The 22,269-nt window shown below is 46.7% G+C and carries 20 protein-coding genes, 1 tRNA gene and 1 riboswitch; of the genes, 16 read left to right on the top strand and 5 right to left on the bottom strand.

The window, feature by feature from the left end; all coding sequences use genetic code 11:
• Positions 1-7 precede the first annotated feature (7 nt).
• The 9 genes from rffA (at position 8) to ACS5WU_RS02665 (ending at position 10,676) form a co-directional block, all read left to right on the top strand.
• The gene (gene rffA, locus ACS5WU_RS02705) at positions 8-1,153 is read left to right on the top strand and encodes a dTDP-4-amino-4,6-dideoxygalactose transaminase (protein ID WP_302762225.1); all 1,146 of its coding nucleotides are present in this window, start codon (positions 8-10) and stop codon (positions 1,151-1,153) included.
• The gene (locus tag ACS5WU_RS02700) at positions 1,150-2,301 is read left to right on the top strand and encodes an ATP-grasp domain-containing protein (protein WP_465088921.1); all 1,152 of its coding nucleotides are present in this window, start codon (positions 1,150-1,152) and stop codon (positions 2,299-2,301) included. The genes rffA and ACS5WU_RS02700 overlap by 4 nt, the downstream gene beginning before the upstream one ends.
• Positions 2,302-2,444: 143 nt before the next feature.
• Positions 2,445-2,813, top strand: a complete 369-nt coding sequence (locus tag ACS5WU_RS02695; protein WP_465088920.1) for a CidA/LrgA family protein — start codon at positions 2,445-2,447, stop codon at positions 2,811-2,813.
• Complete coding sequence (locus tag ACS5WU_RS02690) at positions 2,806-3,486, top strand: LrgB family protein (RefSeq protein WP_320606875.1); 681 nt, start codon at positions 2,806-2,808, stop codon at positions 3,484-3,486. Before ACS5WU_RS02695 ends, ACS5WU_RS02690 begins: the two co-directional genes overlap by 8 nt.
• 152 nt (positions 3,487-3,638) lie before the next feature.
• Positions 3,639-6,161 (top strand): DNA polymerase I, encoded by a 2,523-nt coding sequence (polA, locus tag ACS5WU_RS02685; RefSeq protein ID WP_465088919.1) that lies wholly within the window; start codon positions 3,639-3,641, stop codon positions 6,159-6,161.
• Positions 6,158-6,757, top strand: coding sequence for a dephospho-CoA kinase (gene coaE, locus ACS5WU_RS02680; RefSeq protein ID WP_302761426.1), 600 nt, complete (start codon positions 6,158-6,160; stop codon positions 6,755-6,757). The genes polA and coaE overlap by 4 nt, the downstream gene beginning before the upstream one ends.
• Positions 6,729-7,325: a lytic transglycosylase domain-containing protein gene (locus ACS5WU_RS02675; RefSeq protein ID WP_046442198.1), complete on the top strand. Its 597-nt coding sequence runs from the start codon at positions 6,729-6,731 to the stop codon at positions 7,323-7,325. The genes coaE and ACS5WU_RS02675 overlap by 29 nt, the downstream gene beginning before the upstream one ends.
• On the top strand, positions 7,291-9,114 hold the full coding sequence (locus tag ACS5WU_RS02670) for an ABC transporter substrate-binding protein (protein ID WP_302761428.1): 1,824 nt from the start codon (positions 7,291-7,293) through the stop codon (positions 9,112-9,114). The genes ACS5WU_RS02675 and ACS5WU_RS02670 overlap by 35 nt, the downstream gene beginning before the upstream one ends.
• A gap of 110 nt (positions 9,115-9,224) precedes the next feature.
• The gene (locus ACS5WU_RS02665) at positions 9,225-10,676 is read left to right on the top strand and encodes an alpha-amylase (RefSeq protein WP_465088918.1); all 1,452 of its coding nucleotides are present in this window, start codon (positions 9,225-9,227) and stop codon (positions 10,674-10,676) included.
• Between the two features lie 51 nt (positions 10,677-10,727).
• Here the strand turns inward: ACS5WU_RS02665 and ACS5WU_RS02660 are convergent, their stop codons facing one another.
• A complete protein-coding gene (locus ACS5WU_RS02660) occupies positions 10,728-11,474 on the bottom strand; it encodes a peptidoglycan-binding domain-containing protein (protein ID WP_160295566.1) in 747 nt (248 codons plus the stop codon).
• Positions 11,475-11,550: 76 nt separating this feature from the next.
• Between ACS5WU_RS02660 and ACS5WU_RS02655 the strand changes: the two genes are divergently transcribed.
• The 6 genes from ACS5WU_RS02655 to ACS5WU_RS02630 are packed head-to-tail and all read left to right on the top strand — an operon-like array spanning position 11,551 to position 16,973.
• Positions 11,551-12,162, top strand: a complete 612-nt coding sequence (locus ACS5WU_RS02655; RefSeq protein WP_465088917.1) for a RecX family transcriptional regulator — start codon at positions 11,551-11,553, stop codon at positions 12,160-12,162.
• Positions 12,159-13,133 carry a biotin--[acetyl-CoA-carboxylase] ligase gene (locus ACS5WU_RS02650; protein WP_465088916.1) on the top strand — a complete coding sequence of 325 codons (975 nt, stop codon included), beginning with the start codon at positions 12,159-12,161 and terminating at the stop codon, positions 13,131-13,133. The genes ACS5WU_RS02655 and ACS5WU_RS02650 overlap by 4 nt, the downstream gene beginning before the upstream one ends.
• A gap of 20 nt (positions 13,134-13,153) precedes the next feature.
• Positions 13,154-14,068, top strand: a complete 915-nt coding sequence (locus tag ACS5WU_RS02645) for a P1 family peptidase (protein ID WP_465088915.1) — start codon at positions 13,154-13,156, stop codon at positions 14,066-14,068.
• A gap of 4 nt (positions 14,069-14,072) precedes the next feature.
• Positions 14,073-14,435 (top strand): holo-ACP synthase, encoded by a 363-nt coding sequence (acpS, locus tag ACS5WU_RS02640; protein WP_059109300.1) that lies wholly within the window; start codon positions 14,073-14,075, stop codon positions 14,433-14,435.
• Entirely contained in the window at positions 14,432-16,453 is a 2,022-nt protein-coding gene (locus tag ACS5WU_RS02635; RefSeq protein WP_465088914.1) for an NAD(P)H-hydrate dehydratase, read from the top strand. The genes acpS and ACS5WU_RS02635 overlap by 4 nt, the downstream gene beginning before the upstream one ends.
• 13 nt (positions 16,454-16,466) lie before the next feature.
• Positions 16,467-16,973 (top strand): flavin reductase family protein, encoded by a 507-nt coding sequence (locus tag ACS5WU_RS02630; protein WP_046442191.1) that lies wholly within the window; start codon positions 16,467-16,469, stop codon positions 16,971-16,973.
• A 44-nt stretch (positions 16,974-17,017) separates the two neighbouring features.
• On the opposite strand, the gene ACS5WU_RS02625 is transcribed toward ACS5WU_RS02630, so the two are convergent.
• From ACS5WU_RS02625 to ACS5WU_RS02610, 4 genes are all read right to left on the bottom strand, one after another.
• Positions 17,018-17,899: a GGDEF domain-containing protein gene (locus ACS5WU_RS02625; RefSeq protein ID WP_465088913.1), complete on the bottom strand. Its 882-nt coding sequence runs from the start codon at positions 17,897-17,899 to the stop codon at positions 17,018-17,020.
• Positions 17,900-18,386: 487 nt separating this feature from the next.
• Positions 18,387-18,470, bottom strand: a tRNA-Leu gene (locus ACS5WU_RS02620).
• A 57-nt stretch (positions 18,471-18,527) separates the two neighbouring features.
• Positions 18,528-19,784 (bottom strand): hypothetical protein, encoded by a 1,257-nt coding sequence (locus tag ACS5WU_RS02615; RefSeq protein WP_302762153.1) that lies wholly within the window; start codon positions 19,782-19,784, stop codon positions 18,528-18,530.
• 153 nt (positions 19,785-19,937) lie between these two features.
• Positions 19,938-21,359 carry an alanine/glycine:cation symporter family protein gene (locus ACS5WU_RS02610; RefSeq protein WP_302762154.1) on the bottom strand — a complete coding sequence of 474 codons (1,422 nt, stop codon included), beginning with the start codon at positions 21,357-21,359 and terminating at the stop codon, positions 19,938-19,940.
• A gap of 130 nt (positions 21,360-21,489) precedes the next feature.
• Positions 21,490-21,610: riboswitch (FMN riboswitch) on the top strand.
• A gap of 63 nt (positions 21,611-21,673) precedes the next feature.
• On the opposite strand from ACS5WU_RS02610, the gene ACS5WU_RS02605 reads away from it, so the two are divergent.
• Positions 21,674-22,264 (top strand): ECF transporter S component, encoded by a 591-nt coding sequence (locus ACS5WU_RS02605; protein ID WP_046442282.1) that lies wholly within the window; start codon positions 21,674-21,676, stop codon positions 22,262-22,264.
• Positions 22,265-22,269: the final 5 nt, after the last annotated feature.

Below are 22,269 nucleotides of genomic sequence, written 5' to 3'. Positions count from 1 at the left end.
AGTAAACATGATTGATTTTAATATTCCGCCATGCGGACCGAAAAGCATGAAATATATACAGAAGGCTATTGCAAACCACCAGATTTGCGGAGACGGCGAGTTTACGCAAAAGTGCAGTCAATGGCTGAAATTAAATTGTTCCATTTCAAACGCTTTCCTGACCACGTCATGCACGCATGCACTGGAAATGGCGGCGCTGCTCTGCAATATTGAACCGGGTGATGAAATTATCATGCCGTCCTATACTTTCGTATCCACGGCGGATGCGTTTGTCATGCGCGGCGCAAAGATCGTATTCGTGGATATACGGCCGGATACAATGAATATCGATGAAAATTTGATTGAGGACGCAATTACTGAGAAAACAAAGGCGATCGTTCCCGTTCATTATGCGGGCGTTTCGTGTGAAATGGATCAGATACTCGAAATTGCGAAAAAGTATGACCTGAAAGTAATTGAGGACGCAGCGCAGGGAATAAAATCCTTTTATCATGGAAAGGCGCTTGGTACACTGGGCCATTTTGGCTGCTTCAGTTTTCATGAGACAAAAAATTACAGCATGGGCGAAGGCGGGGCGCTCCTGTTCCACGGAGCCAGGTATACGGAACGCGCTGAAATCATTCGGGAAAAGGGAACGAACCGCAGTAAATTTTTTCGTGGACAGATCGATAAATACACATGGGTAGACTGCGGATCGTCTTACCTGCCAAGCGATCTGAACGCTGCGTATCTTTTGGGCCAGCTTAAAATTGCAGATCAGATTTTTGACGACAGGATGGCAAGCTGGGAACGTTACTACAGCGGGCTTTCAGACCTAAAGGAACAGGGCTTGCTAGAGCTTCCGGTTGTGCCGGAAGGGTGCGGCCATAACGCCCATATGTTCTATATTAAAGCAAGGAATCTCGAAGAGCGTACGGATATCGCTTCGTTTTTGAAAAGCCGCTATATTGAAACGGCGTTCCACTATATTCCGCTGCACACTTCTCCGGCAGGAAAGCGGTTTGGCAGGTTCCATGGTGAGGATCGCTATACAACGGCGGAAAGCGAACGGCTGCTCAGGTTACCGATGTACTACCAATTATCACGCAACGATATCGATTATGTAGTCTCAACGATTCACGAGTATTTCAGGCATAAAGAGGAAGCGCAGTGAAAAAAATTGTAATTATCGGAGCGGGGGAATTCCAGAACCCGCTGATCGAGAAGGCAAAGAAGCTTGGTTATGAAACGCATGTCTTCGCATGGAAATGCGGGGATATAGGAGAGCGCACAGCGGATTATTTTTATCCTGTGAGTATTACGGAGAAGGAAGTGATACTGCGGGAATGTGAACAGATCAAGCCGGATGCGGTTGTGTCGATCGCTTCAGATCTCGCCACCCTTACCGTAGGGTATATTGCGCAGCGCCTTGGACTGCCGCATAACAGCGAAGCCTGCATCCAGTGCTCCACCGATAAATTTAAGATGCGTAAGGCATTTCGCGCAGCAGGAATTTTAACGCCGGAGTTTGCACAGGTCAGCGGGCAACAGGGCGCTTTGAAATTGGAGGGGATGTCTTATCCGCTTATTGTTAAGCCTACAGACCGTTCCGGCAGCAGGGGAATCACAAAGGTGTGGGAAGAAAGCGAGGCTGCCGAAGCGGTGAAGCGTGCGATTGATTGTTCCTTTGCAAAGGCCGCGATTGTAGAAGAGTTTATTGAAGGCGATGAATACAGTTGTGAATGTATTTCACAGGATGGCGTACACCACCTTCTGGCACTGACGAAGAAATATACCACCAATGCCCCCCATTTTATTGAAACCGGGCACATTGAGCCTTCCGGTATTGAAGACAGTATGTTGCAAAAAATAAAAGAGACGGTTTTTGCGAGTTTGGATGCCCTTGGTGTCACAGTGGGAGCCAGCCATACAGAATTCCGGATATCACCCAAAAATGAACCGGTCATCATTGAAATTGGAGCGCGTATGGGCGGGGATTGTATCGGATCGCATTTAGTGCCGCTCTCAACAGGATACGATTTTACAAAAATGGTAGTTGAAGCCGCAGCAGGAATACCAATTTCCTTAGAACGCCATGCGCACTATAAAACGGCTGCGATACGTTTTTTACTTGAACCGGACGACATCCGGAACATGCAGTCGTTCGAAAGGGATTTTCCTGAAATTGTTGTGGAAAAAAGCCCTCTGCATGAGGAAAATTTGAACAAGGCGGCGGATAGCTCTACACGCGCAGGTTATTACATCATGGCCGGCAATGACCGTGAGGCAATGGAAAACATGTTGAAAAGCGACAGGAATTAGCAAAGCGCTTCCAATATAGGGAGCGTTTTTTATTTTATATTTTCGGCACAATTTGTATTATTTCGCCGGAAAGGTTGTTCTGGTAAAAGAACAGGTTTATAATCCGTATGTATGAAATTTTTTGCAGGATGGAAAGGACGGTTATGAAATACTTATTTCAGGCAGGAATCGTGTTTGGCGTTTGTCTGTTGGGCGAATTGCTTTCTAAAGTGATTCCAATTCCAACGAGCGTATTAAGCATGGTGTTATTGTTTGTTTTATTGCTTTTGAAATGGATCAAACCAAGGCATATCGAGCATTTTGGTAATTTTTTACTGAAAAACATGGCCTTTTTCTTTATACCGGCAGGAGTAGCAATCATGGAGCAGTTTGACCTGTTAAAAAATTACCTCGTCCCGTTTCTCCTGATTTGTTTTATTACGACGATTATTACGTTTCTGGTAACGGTCTATACGGTCAAGGGCGTTATGGCGATACAAAAAAAGGTTAAGGAGAAATATAAACATGAATGATTTTGTAGCTTCTCCATTTTTTGGCGTCGTGCTGTGTATTGGAACCTATGCGGTTGGGTGGTGGATTAACCAAAAAACCAAATCGCCGGTTGCCAACCCGCTTTTGATCTCTATGGCGCTTGTGATTGTCGTCTTGACGGTATTTCATATTCCGCTTGAGGATTTTAACCGGGGTGGAGATTTTATCGGCTTCTTTTTGATTCCTGCAACTGCAGCCCTTGCGCTTTCGATTTACCGGCAGCTATGGCTGCTGAAGCGTAATTTTCTGCCGATTATTATTGGGGCGGCGGTTGGCTCGCTTGCCTCTATGGGCAGTGTGTACGGCCTTTGCAGACTGTTTGGCGTAGATCAGGTGATGGTGAGCTCGCTTATTCCCAAATCAGTGACTACGCCGATTGCAATGGATGTTTCGATCAGGCTTGGGGGAGAACCGTCGATCACTGTAGCGGCTGTCATTATTACCGGCATCATCGGGGCTATTCTCGCTCCGGTCATGATCAAGCTCTTTCGTGTCAAAAATCCAATAGCGGCAGGCGTTGCCATTGGTACAAGCAGCCATGCCCTTGGAACGGCAAAGGCGATTGAGATTGGCGAGGTTGAGGGCGCGATGAGCGGACTTGCGATTGGAATTTCAGGAATCCTTACGGTATTGTTTGCACTCATTATTTCCTGAAATGGCCGATGGGGAATATGCAGGCTCCGGTTTGATTTTAGGCTGATATCATGGTAAAATGAATGACCGGATAAAATTGGTAAACAAACCGCTTGTCGCCGGTTTCAGGAGAAGGACGTATGGCGCAAGGCGCCGCGTTACAGGAGGACTTTATGGCAGAAAAATTGTTGGCTATCGATGGAAACAGTCTTGTTTTCAGAGCGTATTGGGCACTGCCCACAACCATGCAGGACAAGGACGGCAGGCCGACCAATGCTGTGTATGGCTTTTTTATAATGTTGTTTCGCGTGGTAGAGGAATATCAGCCAACACATATTGCCGTTGCGTTTGACCGGAAGGAAAAAACATTCCGGCATGAAAAATATGCTGAATATAAAGCAGGCAGGCGGAAAACGCCGGAAGAGCTTTTAGACCAGATACCAATGCTTCAGGATGCGCTTAGCGAGGTGGGGATACATTATGCCGAGCAGGCGGGATATGAAGCTGATGATATCATTGGCGCGCTTTCCAAAGAAGCTGAAAGCGCAAATATGGAAACATATATTTTTACAGCGGATAAGGACCAGCTGCAGCTCATTGACGGTCATGTAAATGTTGTGCTGACCAAAAAGGGCGTGAGCGAAACAAAGCTGATGACAAGGGAAACGCTGTTTGAAGAAATGGGCATTACGCCTGCACAAATCACTGATTTGAAGGCGCTCATGGGGGACGCTTCCGATAATATACCGGGGATTGCCGGGATTGGGGAAAAAACAGCGTTGAAGCTGTTGCACGATTATCCGACAATCGAGGAGCTGTATGAGCATATTGACGATTTGCCGAAAAATAAGCTTCACGAAAAGCTTGTGAACGGGAAAGAATCAGCCTTCCTTTCAAAGGATCTGGCGACAATCGAGGTGGATATGCCGCTTAAGGAAGATGTCGCTTCCTTTTCCTTTGCAGGCTTTGATATGGACGGGTTGCGCTCCATGAGCGAGAAATACCGTTTCAATTCCTTCCTGAAACGTTTTGATTTAAAAAAGGAAGAAGAAAAAACGGTTGTACAAAAAACAGTCGCTCCCACAGAGCTTGGGTTTCTTGACGATATTTTTGAGTTTGCGTTGCTTGTAGACGCAGGTGCAGGCGTGCGTCTTGCGGTAGATGGAGAAACGGAATACCTGATTCCTCTAAAGCTGACATTGCTTGACGAGGGATATGACTTAAACGACGTTTTAAAGGCACTCAAACCTTATATGCAGGATAAGAAGGTAATCGCGCATGATGTAAAAAAGCTGATGCACGAATGGGGCGGTGATTTTTTCAACGAGTTTTATGATGTGATGCTTGGCGCCTGGGTACTGTATCCGGCTCATGCAAAGTATGATATGGCAAGCATCATGAAACGTGCAGACTTGCAGGAAAACGCAGCGGACCTGTTCGTACTGTCCCAGCGTCAGCGTGATGAAATTGAGCGCAATGAGCTCGAAGAAGTGATGTACCACATCGAGGAACCGCTTTTGAGGGTGCTTTACGGCATGGAGCAGGAAGGAGTCCGGGTAAACGACGACGAGCTGAAAAGGCTTGGAGAGGAATATAATCAAAAAATCGAGGAGCTCTCTTCTAAAATTTACGGGCTTGCAGGAGAAGAATTTAATATCAGCTCCACCAAGCAGCTTGCCGAAATATTATTTGAAAAACTTAAATTGCCGGTTGTAAAAAAGACGAAGACTGGCTATTCTACAGACGTGGAAGTGCTGGAAAAGCTGGAACAAAAACATGAAATCATTCCGTATATTATGGAGTACAGATCGCTCACCAAGCTAAAGGGCACATATGTGGACGGACTTCGTGCGCTTATCCGCAACGGGATGATCCATACCACGTTTTTACAGACGGCGACTGCCACGGGCAGGCTGTCAAGCGTGGAACCAAACCTGCAGAATATCCCAATCAAGTCGGCAATGGCAAACGACATCCGCAGCGTGTTTGTAGCGCCGGAAGGATATCAGATTGTCTCTGCGGATTACTCGCAGATCGAACTGCGGATTTTGGCTGCCATAGCGGATGATAAACACCTCAGGGACGCGTTTTTAAAAGGACAGGATATTCACGCCAGGACTGCGGCAGAGGTTCTTGGAAAGGATATTGAAGATATTACGCCGGCTGAACGCGCCAGCGCCAAGGCAGTCAATTTCGGTATTGTTTATGGAATCAGCGATTACGGACTGGCGCGCAATCTTGGAATCAGCAGAAAACAGGCGGCGGATTATATTGCCAGATATTTTGAAGAATTCGGCGGCGTTCGAAAATATATGGATGAAATCATTGCACAGGCGCACGAGGACGGCTTTGTTCGTACGATTTGCGGGCGCATCCGCTATATTCCGGAGCTATCCTCAGGTAACTACAATATTCGTTCGTTTGGCGAACGGGCCGCGCTCAATACGCCGATACAGGGGAGCGCTGCGGATATAATCAAAATTGCAATGAACCGGGTGGCGGAGCAGCTTAAAGAGAAGCAGTATGACGCAAAGTTTATTTTGCAGGTGCACGATGAACTGATACTTTATGCAAAGGACGAGCAGTGTGGCGAGATAAAGGAAATGCTGCGCGAATGTATGGAAAACGCCGTAAAGCTTAGTGTACCGCTGCGTGTGAACGTGGCGCAGGGAAAGACGTGGGCGCAGGCAAAATGAAACGGATGATTGGACTGATGGGAAACAGCGGTGCGGGAAAGAGTACCGTTGCATCTTTTTTAATGGAGCTGGGCGCGGATGTAATCGACGCGGATAAAATATCACATGATATCTGTGAACCGGGAAACGCGGGTTATGACGCGGTCAGAAAAGGCTTTGGAGAACAGTTTTTTGGCGCTGACGGGAAGCTTGACAGGCGGAAGCTGGGAGCGTATGTATTTGCCAATCCGCAGGAATTAAAAAGGTTGGAGCAAATACTTCATCCCTTGGTTCTGGAGGAAATGGATAAAAGGGTTGCGGCTTCTGCAAGCGGCACAATAGTAGTGGATTGTGCTCTTTTGATTGATGCGGGGCTCGAATCGTGGGTGGACGAAATCTGGCTTGTAACAGCAGCACACGAAAATAAGAAGGAACGTATTAAAATGCGTGACGGAATTGATGAAGAACACGCAAAAAACAGGCTTGGAAGTCAGAGAAAGCAGGATGAGCTTCTGGGGTATGCGGATGTCGTGATCCATAATGACGCAAGCCTTTCGGAACTGAAAAAACAGGTGGGAGAAAGTTTCTATGGGACGAACAACGAGCCGCAGGAATAGCGGAAAGAAAAAAGTTATTATTATCATTGTCTGCGTCATTATCGTGGCAGTGGTTGGCATTGTAGGTTTCACGCAATTATCGGAGTCATGGGAGAAATCAAAATATCCGCTCGAATATCAGGATTTGATCGAAAAATATGCCGCACAGTATGATCTTGATCCCTATTTTATTGCGGCAGTGATCAATACGGAAAGCGGTTTTGACGCTTCAGCGGTTTCATCTGCGGGAGCACAGGGACTAATGCAGATCATGCCTGAAACAGCGGAATGGATTGCAGGAAAATTGGGTGACAAAGAACTTGATCCAAAAAATCTTACAGATCCGGAAACCAACATTGAGATGGGGTGCTGGTATCTGCAGTTTTTAAAGGAACGGTTCGATAACAACCTGCCGGTAATGATGGCGGCGTATAATGCCGGTCACAACAAGGTAAGGTCATGGCTCGACGATCCACAATATTCCGATGGGGAAAATTTGACAAACATTCCCTATCCGGAAACAGAGAATTATGTTAAAAAGGTAACGAAAGCATATGAAGAATATCAAAAACTATATCAGCTTGGGTAAAAAATTTGTCTGTATTTTACTTGCCGGAGCGGCCCTGCTTCTTTTGGGAGCATGTGGCGGCGATCAGGCCACACAGAGCGGGGATGTGACTGTAAAAAGCAGCGCCGATGCTTCTGCAGATGCAACGCAAACGGCGCAGGGCGACCTGCAAAAGCAGGGCGGGGATTTATTTATTGCGATGCCGGAAGGAATTACCTCTCTTGATCCGCTTGCAGCAACAAACGAGGATCTGATCAACCTTCTGACTCTTATTTACGATCCGGCGATCAGGATTGATGGGAGTGGAAAACCGCAGGCCTCTGTAATAGAATCATGGGAAGTGGACGAAAGCGGCTCGGTTTATACCTTTCACATCCGGCAGAACGTAGTTTTTGTTTCCGGTGATGAAACAATTCCGCTTACGGCTGACGATGTAATTTATAGTGCTCAAAAGGTTGGGGAGCTGACGGGAACCCAATTCCCGGTGACAGATGGAACAACGCCGGAACCCCAGCCCACTGATGTGCCTGAGGAGGGAGACAACGGAGAAAGCGGCGATACGCCTTCTGCAAGTCCAAGTCCAAGCAGTTCGGCGTCTGCAAGTGCAAGCCCGAGCTCCAGCGAAAGCGGATCTGCGGATCCCAGCGCCTCGGCTACAATCGATATTCCGCAAACAAATCGATATACACAGTATAATTCACTGGTAAGCGGATTTGAAAAAATTGACGATCATACGATAAAGCTTACAATGACAAAGCCGGGGATGGAGGCGCTTTATTTTATGGCGTTTCCCGTACAGTGTGAAGGACAAAACAATGTGGGGAGCGGCCCCTATAAAATAAGCAGTTTTGATGCGGAAACAGAAATGGAACTGAACGTTAATGAGAGCTGGTGGGGGACAAAACCGAATATTACGAGAATTGTTGCAAAGGCCACAACTGGTAATTCGGCAAAGCTGGATGCTGTTTCAACCAGTATCCTTGATTTTGTTACGACAGATGTATTGTATTCCGGTAAGTATAAGCTTGCAAATAAAACGCAGGTAATCGACTATATGACAAATTATTATGATTGCATCGTTCCCAACCTTGGCAATTCCAAGCTGGAGGACACAAATGTGCGTCAGGCCATATCCTATGCGATTGACAGGCGGGAAATAATTTCGACGGTTCTTTTGAATCATGCGGTGCCTGCCAATCTGCCGATTTCGCCTGATTTTTATGCTTATGATACGAAATATACGCAGGACGACGATCTGAAAACGGCACGGCAATTATTGCAGGAGGCTGGTTACCGGACGGACGAGGTGCAGGAGGGCAGCGAATTAAACCTTACTTTGATTGTGCCGAACGACAGGGATATGTCTTACCGGATGGAAGCCGCCAAAATGATCAGGAAACAGCTTGGCAGGGTAGGTATTGTTGCGACAATCGAGGAGCTTGAAGCGGTGGATTATTATTCCAGGTTGCAAAACAGGGATTTTGAGCTTGCATTCTGTAGTTTTTACCTTGACGATAATCCGTCTCTCGGCTTTTTATTCAATAGTGATGGCAGCGCCAACTACGGCGGCGTAAACAATCAGGAGATTACCGACGCGATCAATACAGCGGAAAATGCCTTTACGGAGGACGCGGTAGAAAGTGCATACAGCGAGCTGCAGCGTATCCTTGTAGAACGCGTCCCGCAGATAGGGCTCTATTTCAGAATGAATTCCGCTGTTTGCAATGAAACGCTTACAAACATAAACGGTATGCACCAAAATGATGTTTTTTATCACATCAACGAATGGTATTACGAAAAGGCATACTGACGAAAACAGAATAAAAACGGCCGTTTTGGTTTATTAATATCATGTCCAATTTTTACCGGACACGAGAAGGCGGGGGCTGGTAAAAGATATTAGCTGGAAAGGATGCTTTTATGGATGCGGACAAAAACGGCACGATGATGCAATATTTTGAATGGTACATGCCGTCCGGCATTTTGTGGAAACAGGCTGCCCAAAATGCAAAACAGCTGGCGGATGATGGGATTACGGCAGTATGGCTCCCACCGGCTTATAAGGGCAGCGATGGGAAAAACGATGTTGGGTATGCAGTATACGATCTCTATGATCTGGGAGAATTTGACCAGAGGGGCTCGATTGCAACCAAATATGGCACGAAAGAAGAATATTTACAGGCGATAGACGCTTTGCATAATGCTGGAATTCAAGTATATGCAGATATTGTGCTTGACCACAAAATGGGTGCGGATGAGCTGGAAATGGTCTCAGCACGGGAATTTGCACAGGAAAACCGGTGTGAACAGATAAGCGGGGAAGAAGAAATTGCCGCGTGGACAAAATTTACGTTTCCCGGAAGAAACGAAAAATATTCGGATTTTAAATGGAACAGTACACATTTTGCGGCGATTGACTGGGATGAAAAAAACCAGCGAAGTGCGATTTTTCAATTTAACGGAAAACGGTGGGAAGATCAGGTAGACAAAGAGTTTGGCAATTTTGATTACCTGATGGGAGCCTGTATCGACCTGTGCCATGAGGAAGTTGTTGACGAGTTGAAGCGGTGGGGCCTCTGGTATTTGCGTGAAGTGCCTGTAGATGGCTTTCGGATCGACGCGGTCAAGCATATGCGTTTTACTTTCTACAGTGATTGGCTGGACACGTTGCGCAGGGAAGCGCGTGAGGAACTTTTTGCAGTTGGCGAATACTGGAATGGCGATGTAAATGCGCTCAACAATTATATTGATACGACTAAGGGAGCATTATCGCTTTTTGATGTACCGCTCCATTTTCGATTTGTAGATGCGTCAAACGCAGGCAGCGCATTTGATATGCGGACGATTTTTGATCGAACGCTTGTACGGGAAAATCCTCTTAAAGCGGTTACTTTTATCGATAATCATGATACGCAACCGGGACAGTCGTTGGAATCGTGGGTGCAGAGATGGTTTAAACCGCTGGCCTATGCAATGATACTGTTGCGCCAGGAGGGTTATCCGTGCGTTTTTTATGGAGATTATTATGGAATTCCACATAACAACATAGCGCCTATGAAGGATACGCTTTTACCGCTCATCAAGGCGCGGGAGCTTTGCGCCTATGGCGGCCAAATTGACTATTTCGATCATCCAAACATCGTCGGATGGACTCGCATGGGCGATGATGCACATCCTGACTCCGGACTTGCAGTGCTCCTCACCAATGGTGATGGCGGTGTAAAGGTAATGCACGTCGGAGAGAAGTTTGCGGGAAATAGATTTTACGATATATTGGATGCAGGTAAAGAAGATGTTACAATCGGCGGCGACGGAAACGGCGAATTTTCTGTAGACGGCGGATCGGTCTCCGTATGGATAAAGCGGCAATAAACAAATAAAGCGCGGAAGCTCCAAGTTTCCGCGCTTTATTAAACTTCAATTTTATTTTCCTGATGCTTTCATGATAGCGAGAATATGCTCGTCATCTGAAAGTGAATTCACATCTGTTTTGCTATTGTTAAAGTAAAGGACCGTATATCCATTCATCCCGCTGCCGGTTGTATCCGCGCCGCCTGTGGGCATACCAAAAAGGGAAGCCGCATAAACACGTTCTCCAATGGTGACAAGCACAGGGCGGTGCTCCCAGGTATCAGCGCCGCCAAAGGCTTGCAGATACGCCTCGTGATCTGCGGCGGTGGGCGTCACAACCTGCGCGCTGTTCACACCGCCTGTACGCACAAGATTAAAGGTGAGGCCGCTGTTATAGTCCTGAACGGAAAATTCCGTGCCAACGGGAAGAAGTGGGTTGATTTCCTCCCAGGAAGAAAGCTCACCATGCGCGGTAACCTTGCCTGAATAACTTGGGCCGGCTACTTTTTTAATCTGAGGGTTTAGCGGTGCGCGTACGACATTTGTAGAAAAAAGGGCTGCAAATGTATCGTCGCCAACCTGCCCGTCGGGATCGATGCCGTTTTGCTGTTGGAATTTACGCACGGCTTCAACCGTGAGGTCGCTGAATTTACCGGTAGGCCGGTAATTGAGGTAACCAAGGTCGCGCAGGCGCGTCTGTACGACTGTGACGCGGTCGCCCATATCCTTCTGTTTGATTGTGGAATCTTCTGCGGATGCGCTCAGGATGGGAACCATGAGCAGCAGGCACAAAAGTATGATACTTACAATTCGTTTCATATCGCTTATTTTACAAAAAAAACAGAAAAAATGCAAATCGGTTTTCAATTTCCAAGGTTTCCAGTATAATAATAACATGGGAAAAATAACGGATATCAAAGAGGGCGTAAAAAATAAAGAGCGGTTGAATATTTTTGTAGACGGAGTGTTTTCGTTTGCCGTTTATATTGATACTGCGCTGATCCATCACCTGAAAATCGGCATAGAGCTCAGCGACGCTCAGATGGAAGAAATCAGGCGGCAGGACAGCGAGAAATATGCGGTTGCCATTGCAATGGATCAGTTGTCGCACAAAATGCGTACAGAGAAAGAACTGAGGGATAAGCTTCGTTCAAAGGAAATACCGGAAGGCAGCGTTGAAAGTGCGATTGAAAAGCTCAAGGAGCTGGGGTACATCGACGATACAAATTATGCGCAGCTGTTCGCGCAGGAGCTTTTGCAAAAATACGGGAGCCGGATGGCGATACAAAAGATGATGCTAAAGGGTGTTCCGCGGGAGCTGGCTGAGGAGACGGTGAAAGGAACTGCGCAGGATGATGATGTGATTGCAGGTTATGTAGCGCGCTTGAGGCAGAAATACAGAAATGAGGAGCCCTATAAAGCGAAGCAAAAAATGATTCGGGCGTTGATGGGCAAGGGCTTTGAGTATGATGACATCAGAAGAGCGATTGGTGGAGAAGAAGAATGAAAAAAGAGATTTTGGAATTATTGTTCCATGCAGGCGATTTTATGTCTGGAGAACAGATCAGCGACGCGCTGGGCGTTTCAAGGGCGGCAGTTTGGAAACATATCAAGGCGATCAAGGAAGAGGGCGGCAGTATCGAAGCGCAGACCAACAAGGGATATCGGCTTACCGCATTGCCGGATGTGCTGAAAAAGGAATATATCGATTTATGGACCAAAGAAGATCACGAAAGGATTCATTATCTGCAGGAAGTTGATTCTACAAACGAATACGCAAAAAAAATGGCGCGTAACGGCGCGCCGGATGAAAGCGTCTATATTGCGGAATTACAAACCAAAGGAAAAGGCCGGTTAAACCGTGGCTGGACTGCGGGGATAGGGGAAGCGATCCAGATGAGCGTTTTGCTCAGGCCGGGTTTTGAACCGGCAAAGGCTCCCGCGATTACCTTTGCAGCGGCTTTGGGCGTTATTTCAGCTATCAGGCAGGTCTGTGGGTTGGAGGCAAAAATAAAATGGCCCAACGACGTCGTATTCGGCGGAAAGAAACTGTGTGGAATTCTGACGGAAATGTCCTCGGATATGGACCAGGTTGAATATATTGTATGCGGTATGGGGCTGAATGTGAACCAGGAACGTTTTCCGCCGGAAATTGCAGACAAGGCTGTGTCGTTGCGTATGATTACCGGAAGGCGCATCGACCGTGTCAGATTATGTGCCGCGATGATCGACAGTGTAACCAGCTATTTCAGAAAGTATATTTTGCATGGGATTGATTCGATTTTTGATGAATATTGCAGTAATAGTGTTATAATAGGAAAAGAGATCAGGATCGTAGGCGGAGCAGAAACAATGACAGGCTTATGTGAAGGATTTTCAAAACAGGGTGCGCTTATTGTGCGGACTGCGGAAGGAATCAGGGAATTTTTAGCTGGAGAGGTTTCGGTTCGTGGAATGGAACAATATATTGAATCATAAATTTTTTATTGGGAGTATTTATGTATAGCGGAAGTATAACTGACATCAAGGGGCTATTGGTAGGCCATGCGCAGGATACGGCAGGAATGACCGGTATCAGCGTTGTTCTTGTGCCTGAAGGCGCTGTATGCGGCGTGGACGTTCGCGGCAGCGCGCCGGGTACGAGGGAAACGGATTTTATGGCGCAGGCGAAGACAGTACAGCAATGCCAGGCAGTATTGCTCGCAGGCGGAAGCGCTTTTGGTTTGGCGGCTGCCGACGGGGTTATGATCTATTGTGAGCAGCAGCAAATGGGGGTGCGTACAGCGGATGCGGTCGTACCGATTGTTCCTGCCGCTGTTATTTATGATCTGGGATTCGGCAGGAGCGATATCCGCCCAAACGCCGGGATGGGATATGCAGCCTGCATTAACGCAAGCACCACTGTTCCGCAAGGCAGCATCGGCGTTGGAATTGGTGCAACCGTAGGCAAACTGTTCGGGATGCAAAATGCACAAAAGGGCGGCGTAGGAACGGCAAGCATAAAGCTTGCAAACGAAATCGTGGTCGGTGCGCTGGTGGCGGTTAATGCGTTTGGCGATGTTGTGGAGGACGGAAGGATACTTGCCGGCACCCAGAAAAAAGGAGTACACATCGGAACTGCAAAATATATACTGGAGAATGGCGCGCATACGCAAACAATGCTGGGACAGAATACGACGATTGGAATCGTAGCTACAAACGCAATGCTTACAAAGGATGAAGCGGCAAAGCTTGCCCAGGTGGCACACGACGGCCTTGCAAAATCGATAGAGCCGGTTCATACAACCGTTGATGGAGATACGATGTTTGGGTTATCGTATGGAAATAAAAAGGCAAATATGGATGTTTTGATCACCGCGGCGGTAGAAGCGACGCGCAGGGCTGTAATCAATGCGGTCACTGCAAAGGCATAGAAATATGATTTTGGGAATTGGAACGGACAGCCTGCGGATAGAACGTATGAAAAAGGCGATGGTCAAGGAAGCTTTTTTGAAAAAGGTATTTACCGATAAAGAACGGAAATATCTTGAAGAAAAAGGAATCCCGGAGCAAAGCGCGGCTGGGATGTTTTGCGCGAAGGAAGCGGTTTTAAAGGCAATGGAGCTTGGAATCACGGATGTCTCGTTAAGGGACATTGAAGTGCTGCACAAAGAAAGCGGCGCTCCGTACGTAAAACTGTACGGAACACTTTTGGGGCGTGGAAAGCTGCATGTCAGCATTACACATACAGAGGACACGGCAAGTGCATTTGCCGTGCTGGAACAGGAGGACGAAAGATGAGAACAGCGTTAACACCTGCACAGATGGGTGCCGTAGACAGGTTTATGATGGACAGGATGAAAATACCTGGCCTTATATTGATGGAAAATGCCGCGCATGGCGTTTTTGAAGCCATACGCGAAGAAATACAGCCGTGTTCCGTACAGGTGTTTTGCGGTACCGGAAACAACGGAGGGGACGGATTTGCTGTCGCGCGTATCCTGATCGCAAATGGATACGACGTTCAGGTGATCGTTTTAGGGGATACGAAAAAGCTGCCGGCGGACGCGGCGACGAATTATTCGTTCTTTGAAGAGAATGGGGAGTATTGCCGTGTAATTCAGTCTGAAACCGATTTTGAGGAACTTGCACAGGCTGAGGTATATGTGGACGCACTGTTTGGAACAGGACTCACGCGTGACGTGAGCGGGATTTACGCAACGGCAATCGGACATATCAACGCACAGGATTCGCTTGTGGTAAGCGTAGATATTCCCTCAGGCATTCATGCGGAAAGCGGCGCGGTAATGGGCGTTGCTGTGGAAGCGGATATCACTGTAACCTTTCAATATCCCAAAATTGGACATTTCCTCTTTCCGGGCAGAGAATACGCAGGGGAATTGCAGGTCGTCAGGATTGGCGTAGATGAAGGCTGCGACGTTCCATTGCAGTCAAACGTATGCGTATATGAAAGCGACGACGAGGATATGTGTCTCGGTCAGCGTGATCTCAATACCAATAAAGGAAGCTATGGAAGGTTGCTGCTGGTTGCGGGAAGTTATGGCATGGCCGGTGCGGCAGTGCTGTCGGCAAGGGCTGCATCCCGCGCGGGAGCAGGTCTTGTGACGCTTGCTTCGTGTAAAGAAGTGGTGGATGTTTTACAGCAAAACGTTCCGGAAGCGACTTGCGTACCGCTCCCGGGAAAAAATGGCTCCATATCCGGTGAAGCCGCCGGTGAACTTGAACGCCTTTTAGAAGGGAAAACAGCAGTGGCAATGGGGCCGGGGCTTGGCTCAGGCGACAGTGTTGCAGTGGTGATTGGAGCGTTAATCACGAATTATGATATTACAAAGGTAATCGACGCAGATGCAATCAATGCTCTGGCTGGTCATATGGAGTTTTTGGATCATATGAAGGGCGAGGCAATTCTGACGCCGCATCCCAAGGAGTTTTCCAGGCTGTCCGGACTGGAACTGCAGGAGATTCTGCAAAATCCGCTTAAAGCGGCTGTTGATTTCGCGGTGGAATATGAGGTGACGCTTGTACTCAAAGGAAGCACAACGATAATCGCCGATCAATTCGGAAATGCGACGCTGGTATGTGTTGGTACGCCGGGAATGGCAAAAGGCGGTAGTGGGGACGTACTCACTGGCATTATTGCAGGATTTGCAGCGCAGGGTAAGGATCCGTACGAAGCGGCGCTTGCAGGCGTTTATATTGCCGGAATGGCAGGGGAACGGGCGGCGGAGCTGGAGGGCGAATATTCCATGACTCCAATGGATGCGGTCAATTCAATCGGTTATGCCATCGACCAGATAACTGTGGATTATATTACGGCTGACACCGTAAAAAAGCGCGAAAAATCTGTGAAACCATCTGATTTGCAGGAAGCTCTCCCAAAGGAAGAGAAACTGGAGAAAAGGAAGGAACAGGAAGAGGAACCAGCAGAGGAAATGCCGATAGAAGAACCGGAACTGCCCGAGCCGGAGGTGGAAGAGCCGCCGGAAGAGGAATTTTCAGAAGAGGTCGTAACAGAGGAAACAAAGGTTGTCAGGGAGCCTGTAAGGGAAAAAATTCCGGATTTCCTTGAAAAATATGCGGATGATCCGCAAGAACCGGTTTTCGAAGAACGCCCAACGCGGGTGCAGCAAAGGAAAGCAAAAGAAAGAAAGCCCCTTTTCCCACGCAGGGCAAAGGAGATAGTTGAGGAGCACAGTGTGGAGGAACCGGAGGCAACCCCGGAGGCTTTGCGGCGGGAGGTCATGAAAGAGCTCCCCAAGACGGACGGTGATAAACCGACGCGGCGCAGAATTGGTTAAGGAGGAATGAGAAATGGCAGAATGGAAAAAAATTGAGGCGGATCAGTTCAATGAGAGCCCGTTTCGCATGATTGGCAAAGAATGGATGCTTGTAACGGCGGAGAAAGACGGAAAAGTAAACGCCATGACCGCTTCGTGGGGTGGCATGGGCGTGATGTGGGGCAAAAATGTTGCGTTTGTCGTAATACGTCCGACAAGATATACAAAAGAGTTTATCGACGCCTCAGAAACTTTTTCACTTGCTTTTTTACCTGAGAAATACCGCAAACAGCTCAGCTATTTTGGAACTGTTTCAGGGCGTGACGAGGATAAAATCCAAAAAGTTCAGTTCAGCGTATCACATGAAGGGGCAACACCGTATTTTGACGAAGCAGACACGGTGATGATCTGTAAAAAGCTGTATGCGCAGAAATATGATCCCGCTTGCTTCATCGAGCAGGGGATTGATGAAAAATGGTATCCTGAAAAGGATTACCATACGCTCTATATCTGTGAAATTGAAACGATATTAAAAAAATAAACGAATTTACATAAGAAGGCCGGATTGTTCCGGCTTTTTTTGTTTCAAAGCTCGTCCTGTATCACAACACGATTTTTACCATTGGCTTTTCCAAGATAAAGCCTTTTATCCACACGCTTGATCAGATTTGAGAAATCTTCGCCATCGGTGCGCTCGCAAACACCAAAAGTAATTGTAACATGGAAAGGTTTTCCTTCGTAAATAAAGGTGAATCGATCAACGCCTTCACACAACTCAGATACTTTCAGGCATGCCTCGTCAAAGGACAGGGAGTGAAACAAAAACAAAAATTCTTCTCCACCCCAACGGCAAATATAGGAAAAGCCAATACAACAATTTTTCATGATGGAGGCGACTGTCTTCAAAACGTAATCTCCACAATGATGCCCATAAGTATCATTGATGATCTTAAAATCGTCAATATCACCCATTGCAAGAATAATGGTTTGATGTTTATAGTCGCCCAATTTATCAAGGAAACAATGGCGGCTCAAAAGCCCGGTGAGTTGGTCATAATTGGCAAGCGAGCTTAGGCTTTCGTTTTCATCCTCCAGCTTTTTCTTTGTAACGGAAGCGGATACGTTGGATGCAAATGCGGCAAATAGAATAATGATAAAGCTTGCGCAGATGTTGTAGACATTCAGCCCTGTCAGGACGGATTGGCTCAATGGGGGATAAATTCCACTACTGCTAAAATAGACCTTCAACAGGAGAAAAAGCAGCAACTCGCCGCAGGAAAATAAATAGGGAATCCATTTGTGGTCAAAGGGGCAAAAGTACACCAAGGACGATATTGCTATCAGATACAATTCAATTCCGGTATTACTTCCAAGCAATAGATAAGTGACTGAAACAAAAATACATACTTCAAGATGGACAAGAGATACCGCGACACGATAAAAACCATGCTTTACGATCTGGCTCATTGCGATATAAAAACATACGCTTATGATATTATAAATACAAAGCTCCCAAAAAGAGAGAAAGGCAAAAATAACGATAAATGAGAGATGAGCGGCCAGTGCAAGCAGAATAATCTGAAAATATGTTTTTCGAGCGTAGGTTTCTTCAGTATGGATTTGCGAAGTTCGAAAAATTTTCATTGCTTTTATCTGCCTTTTTATTTTTCCTGTAATGTATGTATATTATAGAAGATAACGATTAGAAAAGCCAGAAAAATCGCTCTATAAAGTCACGTTTTATTAAAAAACAAGTGTATAGTCATACCTTGCGGCCGTAACGAGCACACAATGATACAAATGAGACTCAACACAATTCTCAGAAGGTGGGATATACGAATTTTTCCGGGAAAAAAATGTAGTTTTCAGAGTTAGAAAATTCATCATTTATCAGGGATCAAGCCACGGCCGGTCCAAACAAAAAAGTCCCATGCTTTGCATGGAACTTTTTTGTTGGTGCGGTAGATGGGACTTGAACCCATACGTCATAGACACACGCCCCTCAAACGTGCCTGTCTGCCGATTCCAGCACTACCGCGCGACAAATGATATTATATTATATCAGATTCATGAAGTCAAGAAATTTGATGCAAACTTATCTGCCTTTTTTCTTTTTTTTCTGTCTGTTCCGCTCAACGCGCGAACCGACATGGGGAATACGCGCGCCGGAGGACGGTGTTTCCATGCGGCTTTCTTCCGTATGCAGGGAAGAAGGCGGCGTTTGCTCCTGGCCTGGAGCAATCGTTCGCTCATCTTGTTGCGGCACATATTTACTGATGTCGCCATATGGACGGTTTTGCATATCCCGCGACAGGCCGGGATTTTTTTGTTCGTTTTCAAGACGGCTGGAAACGTCGGACGTTTCCCCCGCAGCAGAGACAGGGGATGTGGATTCGGCAGCCTGATCTTTTTCTTCTGGGCGGCTTATATTCAGATTGCGCAGTGCCTTCTGCTTACGGCTCTTTAAAAGAATGATCAGAATAATGATGATGGCGACGATAACCATGATGCCAACCACATATAAAAAGAAATAAGGATCATTGTTGTAAGCGTTTTGAAGCTTTGCGCCAATGCTGCTAAAAAAGTTTTCTTCCGTTGGTGCAGGTTGGGACGCAGGCACTACGCTTGCTGTAGCCGTGGCGGTTACGGTCGGAAGGGCAGACGCCGTAGCAGTAGGCTCTGGCGTCGTTGCGGTTGCAGGAACGGCGTCTGAGAACTGCAGAGTATTCATAATGCCGGATACAGCTGTGCCATATGTATTTCCTGCATCATTTTTGTAGATGGCGGTAACTGTATACAGTTGATTATTGCTGATGATAAAGTAAATCTTTGTTGTAAGCGTATCGTCTCCGGTTAACCCTCCCTGTAAAGTCAGGGCCTGTTTACCATTTAATGATTCAGTCGAATAATTACTGAAGGAATAATCCGCGCCATATTCTGCTTTTTTTGTAGAGACAATCTGATCGAGCTGTCCCTGTGTGAGCTGAGAAATATCGGTGATTTCCGGAACAGGCGCTGAATCATTGGAAGGCGAAGCAAATTCTTCCGAAGCGGAAGTATCGCTTGCCACGTATGTTGAAAGCGGCTCGGCAATCATCTTAATCGAGTAAGCAAACGCATTGTCTGGCGTATAATAACAGATGCTGAATTGAACGTCCTTGTTATCAGGATTAACGGCATTGAGTAATTCTTCACCCATATTAGAACCGGCAGGCGTGTAATAATAAAGTCCGGCCTCCTCTGGAATATCAACAACGAAATAATTTGCGCCGTCGGTATAAGGAGCGGCAAAGGCAGTAAAGGGAAGAACAAATAATATGATTGAGATAATAGCAATCGTAAGTTTTTTCAAAACAAAACCTCCGTGTGATTTCCTTAAGGTCAAGATACGGTACTTAATTTTGTCCCATTATAAACTATTTTCACCTTATTTTCAATGAAGAGCAGCTTTTGTTATCATAAAAAATCCTTTCCATCATTTTACGGAAAGGATTTGTGGCAGGATTCAGATATGGTGCTTTTTTTGTTTTCGCATCAATTTTTCGCGCTTCAGGAACTTTTCATCGAAATCATTTGTCTGTTTCACAATTACGTTACTCAGTACAAGCAGACATATAAGATTGGGAATCGCCATCAGTCCATTAGCAGTGTCCGAAAAATCCCACACAATTTCAAGCGTGGTTATCGCGCCGATAAAAATAACAGCTGCAAAAATACAGCGGTAAACAACACGCGCTTTAGGGGAACGCGCCAGGTATTCAAGGCTCTTTTCACCGTAATAGCTCCAGCCCAGAATGGTTGAAAACGCAAACAGGATAAGGCCAACCGTTACGACATATCCGCCTACCGGGCCAAGCGTGTTCGTAAAAGCGGTAATCGTTAGGGAAGCCCCGGTAACAAGTTCGCCATTTGCATCCAGCGTGCCAAGCGCACCGGAACAGGCGATCGCAAGCCCGGTCAGCGTACATACGATGATCGTATCAAAAAAGGTTCCGGTCATGTTGATGTATCCCTGACGGCTTGGATGATCCGTTTTGGCCGCAGCAGCGGCAATGGGCGCGCTGCCCAGTCCGGCTTCGTTGGAAAAGACTCCGCGCGCAACGCCAAAACGCATGGCTGTTGCAAACGAAAAACCTGCAACGCCTCCCAGAATGGAATTTGGCGAAAATGCACTTTCCATAATCTGCGAAAGACCTGCGGACATATTGCCTGCGTTTATAATAATAATGATAAGGCAGCCAACTCCATAAAAAACTGCCATGACAGGAACAATTTTAGAAGATACTTTTCCAATCGACTGGATACCACCCAAAAGAACAATCCCTACGAGTACTGCAATCACAAGCCCGGTGATCCAGGTGGGAATCGAAAATGTGTTTTTTACTGCGTCGGCAATGGAATTGATCTGTGTCAGGTTTCCAATTCCAAAAGAAGCGATCACAGCAAAAACAGCAAAAGCTCCTGCAAGAATTGTACCAAGCCATTTGATTGTAAAACCGTTTTTGATGGAAAACATTGGCCCGCCGGACATTTCGCCGTTTTGGTTCTTCTCGCGGTAAAAAACGGCAAGGACGGATTCGCCGTATTTGGTAGCAAGGCCAAAAAGGGCGGAAATCCACATCCAGAACAAAGCGCCCGGGCCGCCGAGCGTCATAGCGGTCGCTACGCCGACGATGTTGCCGGTGCCGATTGTAGCTGCCAGGGCTGTCATAAGGGACTGGAACGGGGAAATATCTCCCGCGTCGGCATTGTCTCCTTTTCCAAGGCTGTGTCTTGAAAAAACCTGCCTTAGCGCATAGCCTAAATTACGTATCGGTTTGAACCGCAGGCGGATCATCAAAAAAATACCGGTTCCCACAAGGAGAACAAGCATGACCGGTCCCCACACGAAATCGTTGACTTTGCTTATTATGTCTGCGAAAGTCATAACTAAAAACTCCTGTTTGTTTATTTAAGGGATAAAGTTCGTTATTCATATTATACAAAAAGTGTTTCACTGTCAAATAAGCGGTGGTTGACAGAGCCTTTTAAAAGGAATATAATCATATTAAAAGTGAATAAATCTTCGGGGCAGGGTGTAAATCCCTACCGGCAGTATAGCCTGCGAACTCTTGAAAAAGAGCCGATACGGTGTGATTCCGTAGCCGACAGTTATAGTCTGGATGAGAGAAGAATAATATGGTCACATATGATTTCCGGGGATTATTTATTCACGGAAATTTTTTTGTGGAGGTATTACTTATGAATTCACTCGTAGAAAAACCCAAATTTACAACGCGCAACATTACCTCAATCGCGGTAATGGCGGCACTCTCAATCGTACTTGTGTATCTGGTCAGGATACCGATGTTCCTTCCTTTTCTGGAATACGATCCGGCAGACATTCCGATTTTTATTACGGCGTTTGCATTTGGGCCGGGCGTAGGTTTTATTTTAACGGTCATCGTATCGGTTTTACAGGGGCTTACAGTAAGCGCGTCTTCCGGTGTGATCGGAATATTGATGCACATCGTGGCGACGGGATCGTTTGTGCTGGTTGCAGGTAATATCTACAAACGCAATAAAACGAGAAAAAATGCGGTTGTCGCCCTTGCGGTAGGCGTGGCAGTATGGACGGTGATGATGGTCGTGTGGAATATTATTATTACGCCGATTTTTATGGGCGTTCCGCGCGAACAGGTACTGACCTTGATTGTACCGGCGATCCTGCCGTTCAACCTGATCAAAGCGGGTATCAACGCAGCCATCACGTTTGCATTGTATAAATCGGTTGGAAAGCTTTTCCGGATTCCGGAAACACCGCCAAAAAAGCAGTGCACTGCTGAAGAGTAACACAG

This window comes from Christensenella sp. KGMB01412 (genome assembly GCF_055522415.1).
Note: the sequence above shows the minus strand (reverse complement) of the source record. Positions and strands in the feature narration are given on the sequence as shown.

What these genes read in the sequence shown, in the direction of transcription:
- rffA (WP_302762225.1), top strand. Translation starts at nt 8, where the DNA reads ATGATTGATTTTAATATTCCGCCATGCGGACCGAAAAGCATGAAATAT.
- ACS5WU_RS02695 (WP_465088920.1), top strand. Translation starts at nt 2,445, where the DNA reads ATGAAATACTTATTTCAGGCAGGAATCGTGTTTGGCGTTTGTCTGTTG.
- ACS5WU_RS02690 (WP_320606875.1), top strand. Translation starts at nt 2,806, where the DNA reads ATGAATGATTTTGTAGCTTCTCCATTTTTTGGCGTCGTGCTGTGTATT.
- polA (WP_465088919.1), top strand. Translation starts at nt 3,639, where the DNA reads ATGGCAGAAAAATTGTTGGCTATCGATGGAAACAGTCTTGTTTTCAGA.
- coaE (WP_302761426.1), top strand. Translation starts at nt 6,158, where the DNA reads ATGAAACGGATGATTGGACTGATGGGAAACAGCGGTGCGGGAAAGAGT.
- ACS5WU_RS02675 (WP_046442198.1), top strand. Translation starts at nt 6,729, where the DNA reads ATGGGACGAACAACGAGCCGCAGGAATAGCGGAAAGAAAAAAGTTATT.
- ACS5WU_RS02670 (WP_302761428.1), top strand. Translation starts at nt 7,291, where the DNA reads ATGAAGAATATCAAAAACTATATCAGCTTGGGTAAAAAATTTGTCTGT.
- ACS5WU_RS02665 (WP_465088918.1), top strand. Translation starts at nt 9,225, where the DNA reads ATGGATGCGGACAAAAACGGCACGATGATGCAATATTTTGAATGGTAC.
- ACS5WU_RS02660 (WP_160295566.1), bottom strand. Translation starts at nt 11,474, where the DNA reads ATGAAACGAATTGTAAGTATCATACTTTTGTGCCTGCTGCTCATGGTT.
- ACS5WU_RS02655 (WP_465088917.1), top strand. Translation starts at nt 11,551, where the DNA reads ATGGGAAAAATAACGGATATCAAAGAGGGCGTAAAAAATAAAGAGCGG.
- ACS5WU_RS02650 (WP_465088916.1), top strand. Translation starts at nt 12,159, where the DNA reads ATGAAAAAAGAGATTTTGGAATTATTGTTCCATGCAGGCGATTTTATG.
- ACS5WU_RS02645 (WP_465088915.1), top strand. Translation starts at nt 13,154, where the DNA reads ATGTATAGCGGAAGTATAACTGACATCAAGGGGCTATTGGTAGGCCAT.
- acpS (WP_059109300.1), top strand. Translation starts at nt 14,073, where the DNA reads ATGATTTTGGGAATTGGAACGGACAGCCTGCGGATAGAACGTATGAAA.
- ACS5WU_RS02635 (WP_465088914.1), top strand. Translation starts at nt 14,432, where the DNA reads ATGAGAACAGCGTTAACACCTGCACAGATGGGTGCCGTAGACAGGTTT.
- ACS5WU_RS02630 (WP_046442191.1), top strand. Translation starts at nt 16,467, where the DNA reads ATGGCAGAATGGAAAAAAATTGAGGCGGATCAGTTCAATGAGAGCCCG.
- ACS5WU_RS02625 (WP_465088913.1), bottom strand. Translation starts at nt 17,899, where the DNA reads ATGAGCCAGATCGTAAAGCATGGTTTTTATCGTGTCGCGGTATCTCTT.
- ACS5WU_RS02610 (WP_302762154.1), bottom strand. Translation starts at nt 21,359, where the DNA reads ATGACTTTCGCAGACATAATAAGCAAAGTCAACGATTTCGTGTGGGGA.
- ACS5WU_RS02605 (WP_046442282.1), top strand. Translation starts at nt 21,674, where the DNA reads ATGAATTCACTCGTAGAAAAACCCAAATTTACAACGCGCAACATTACC.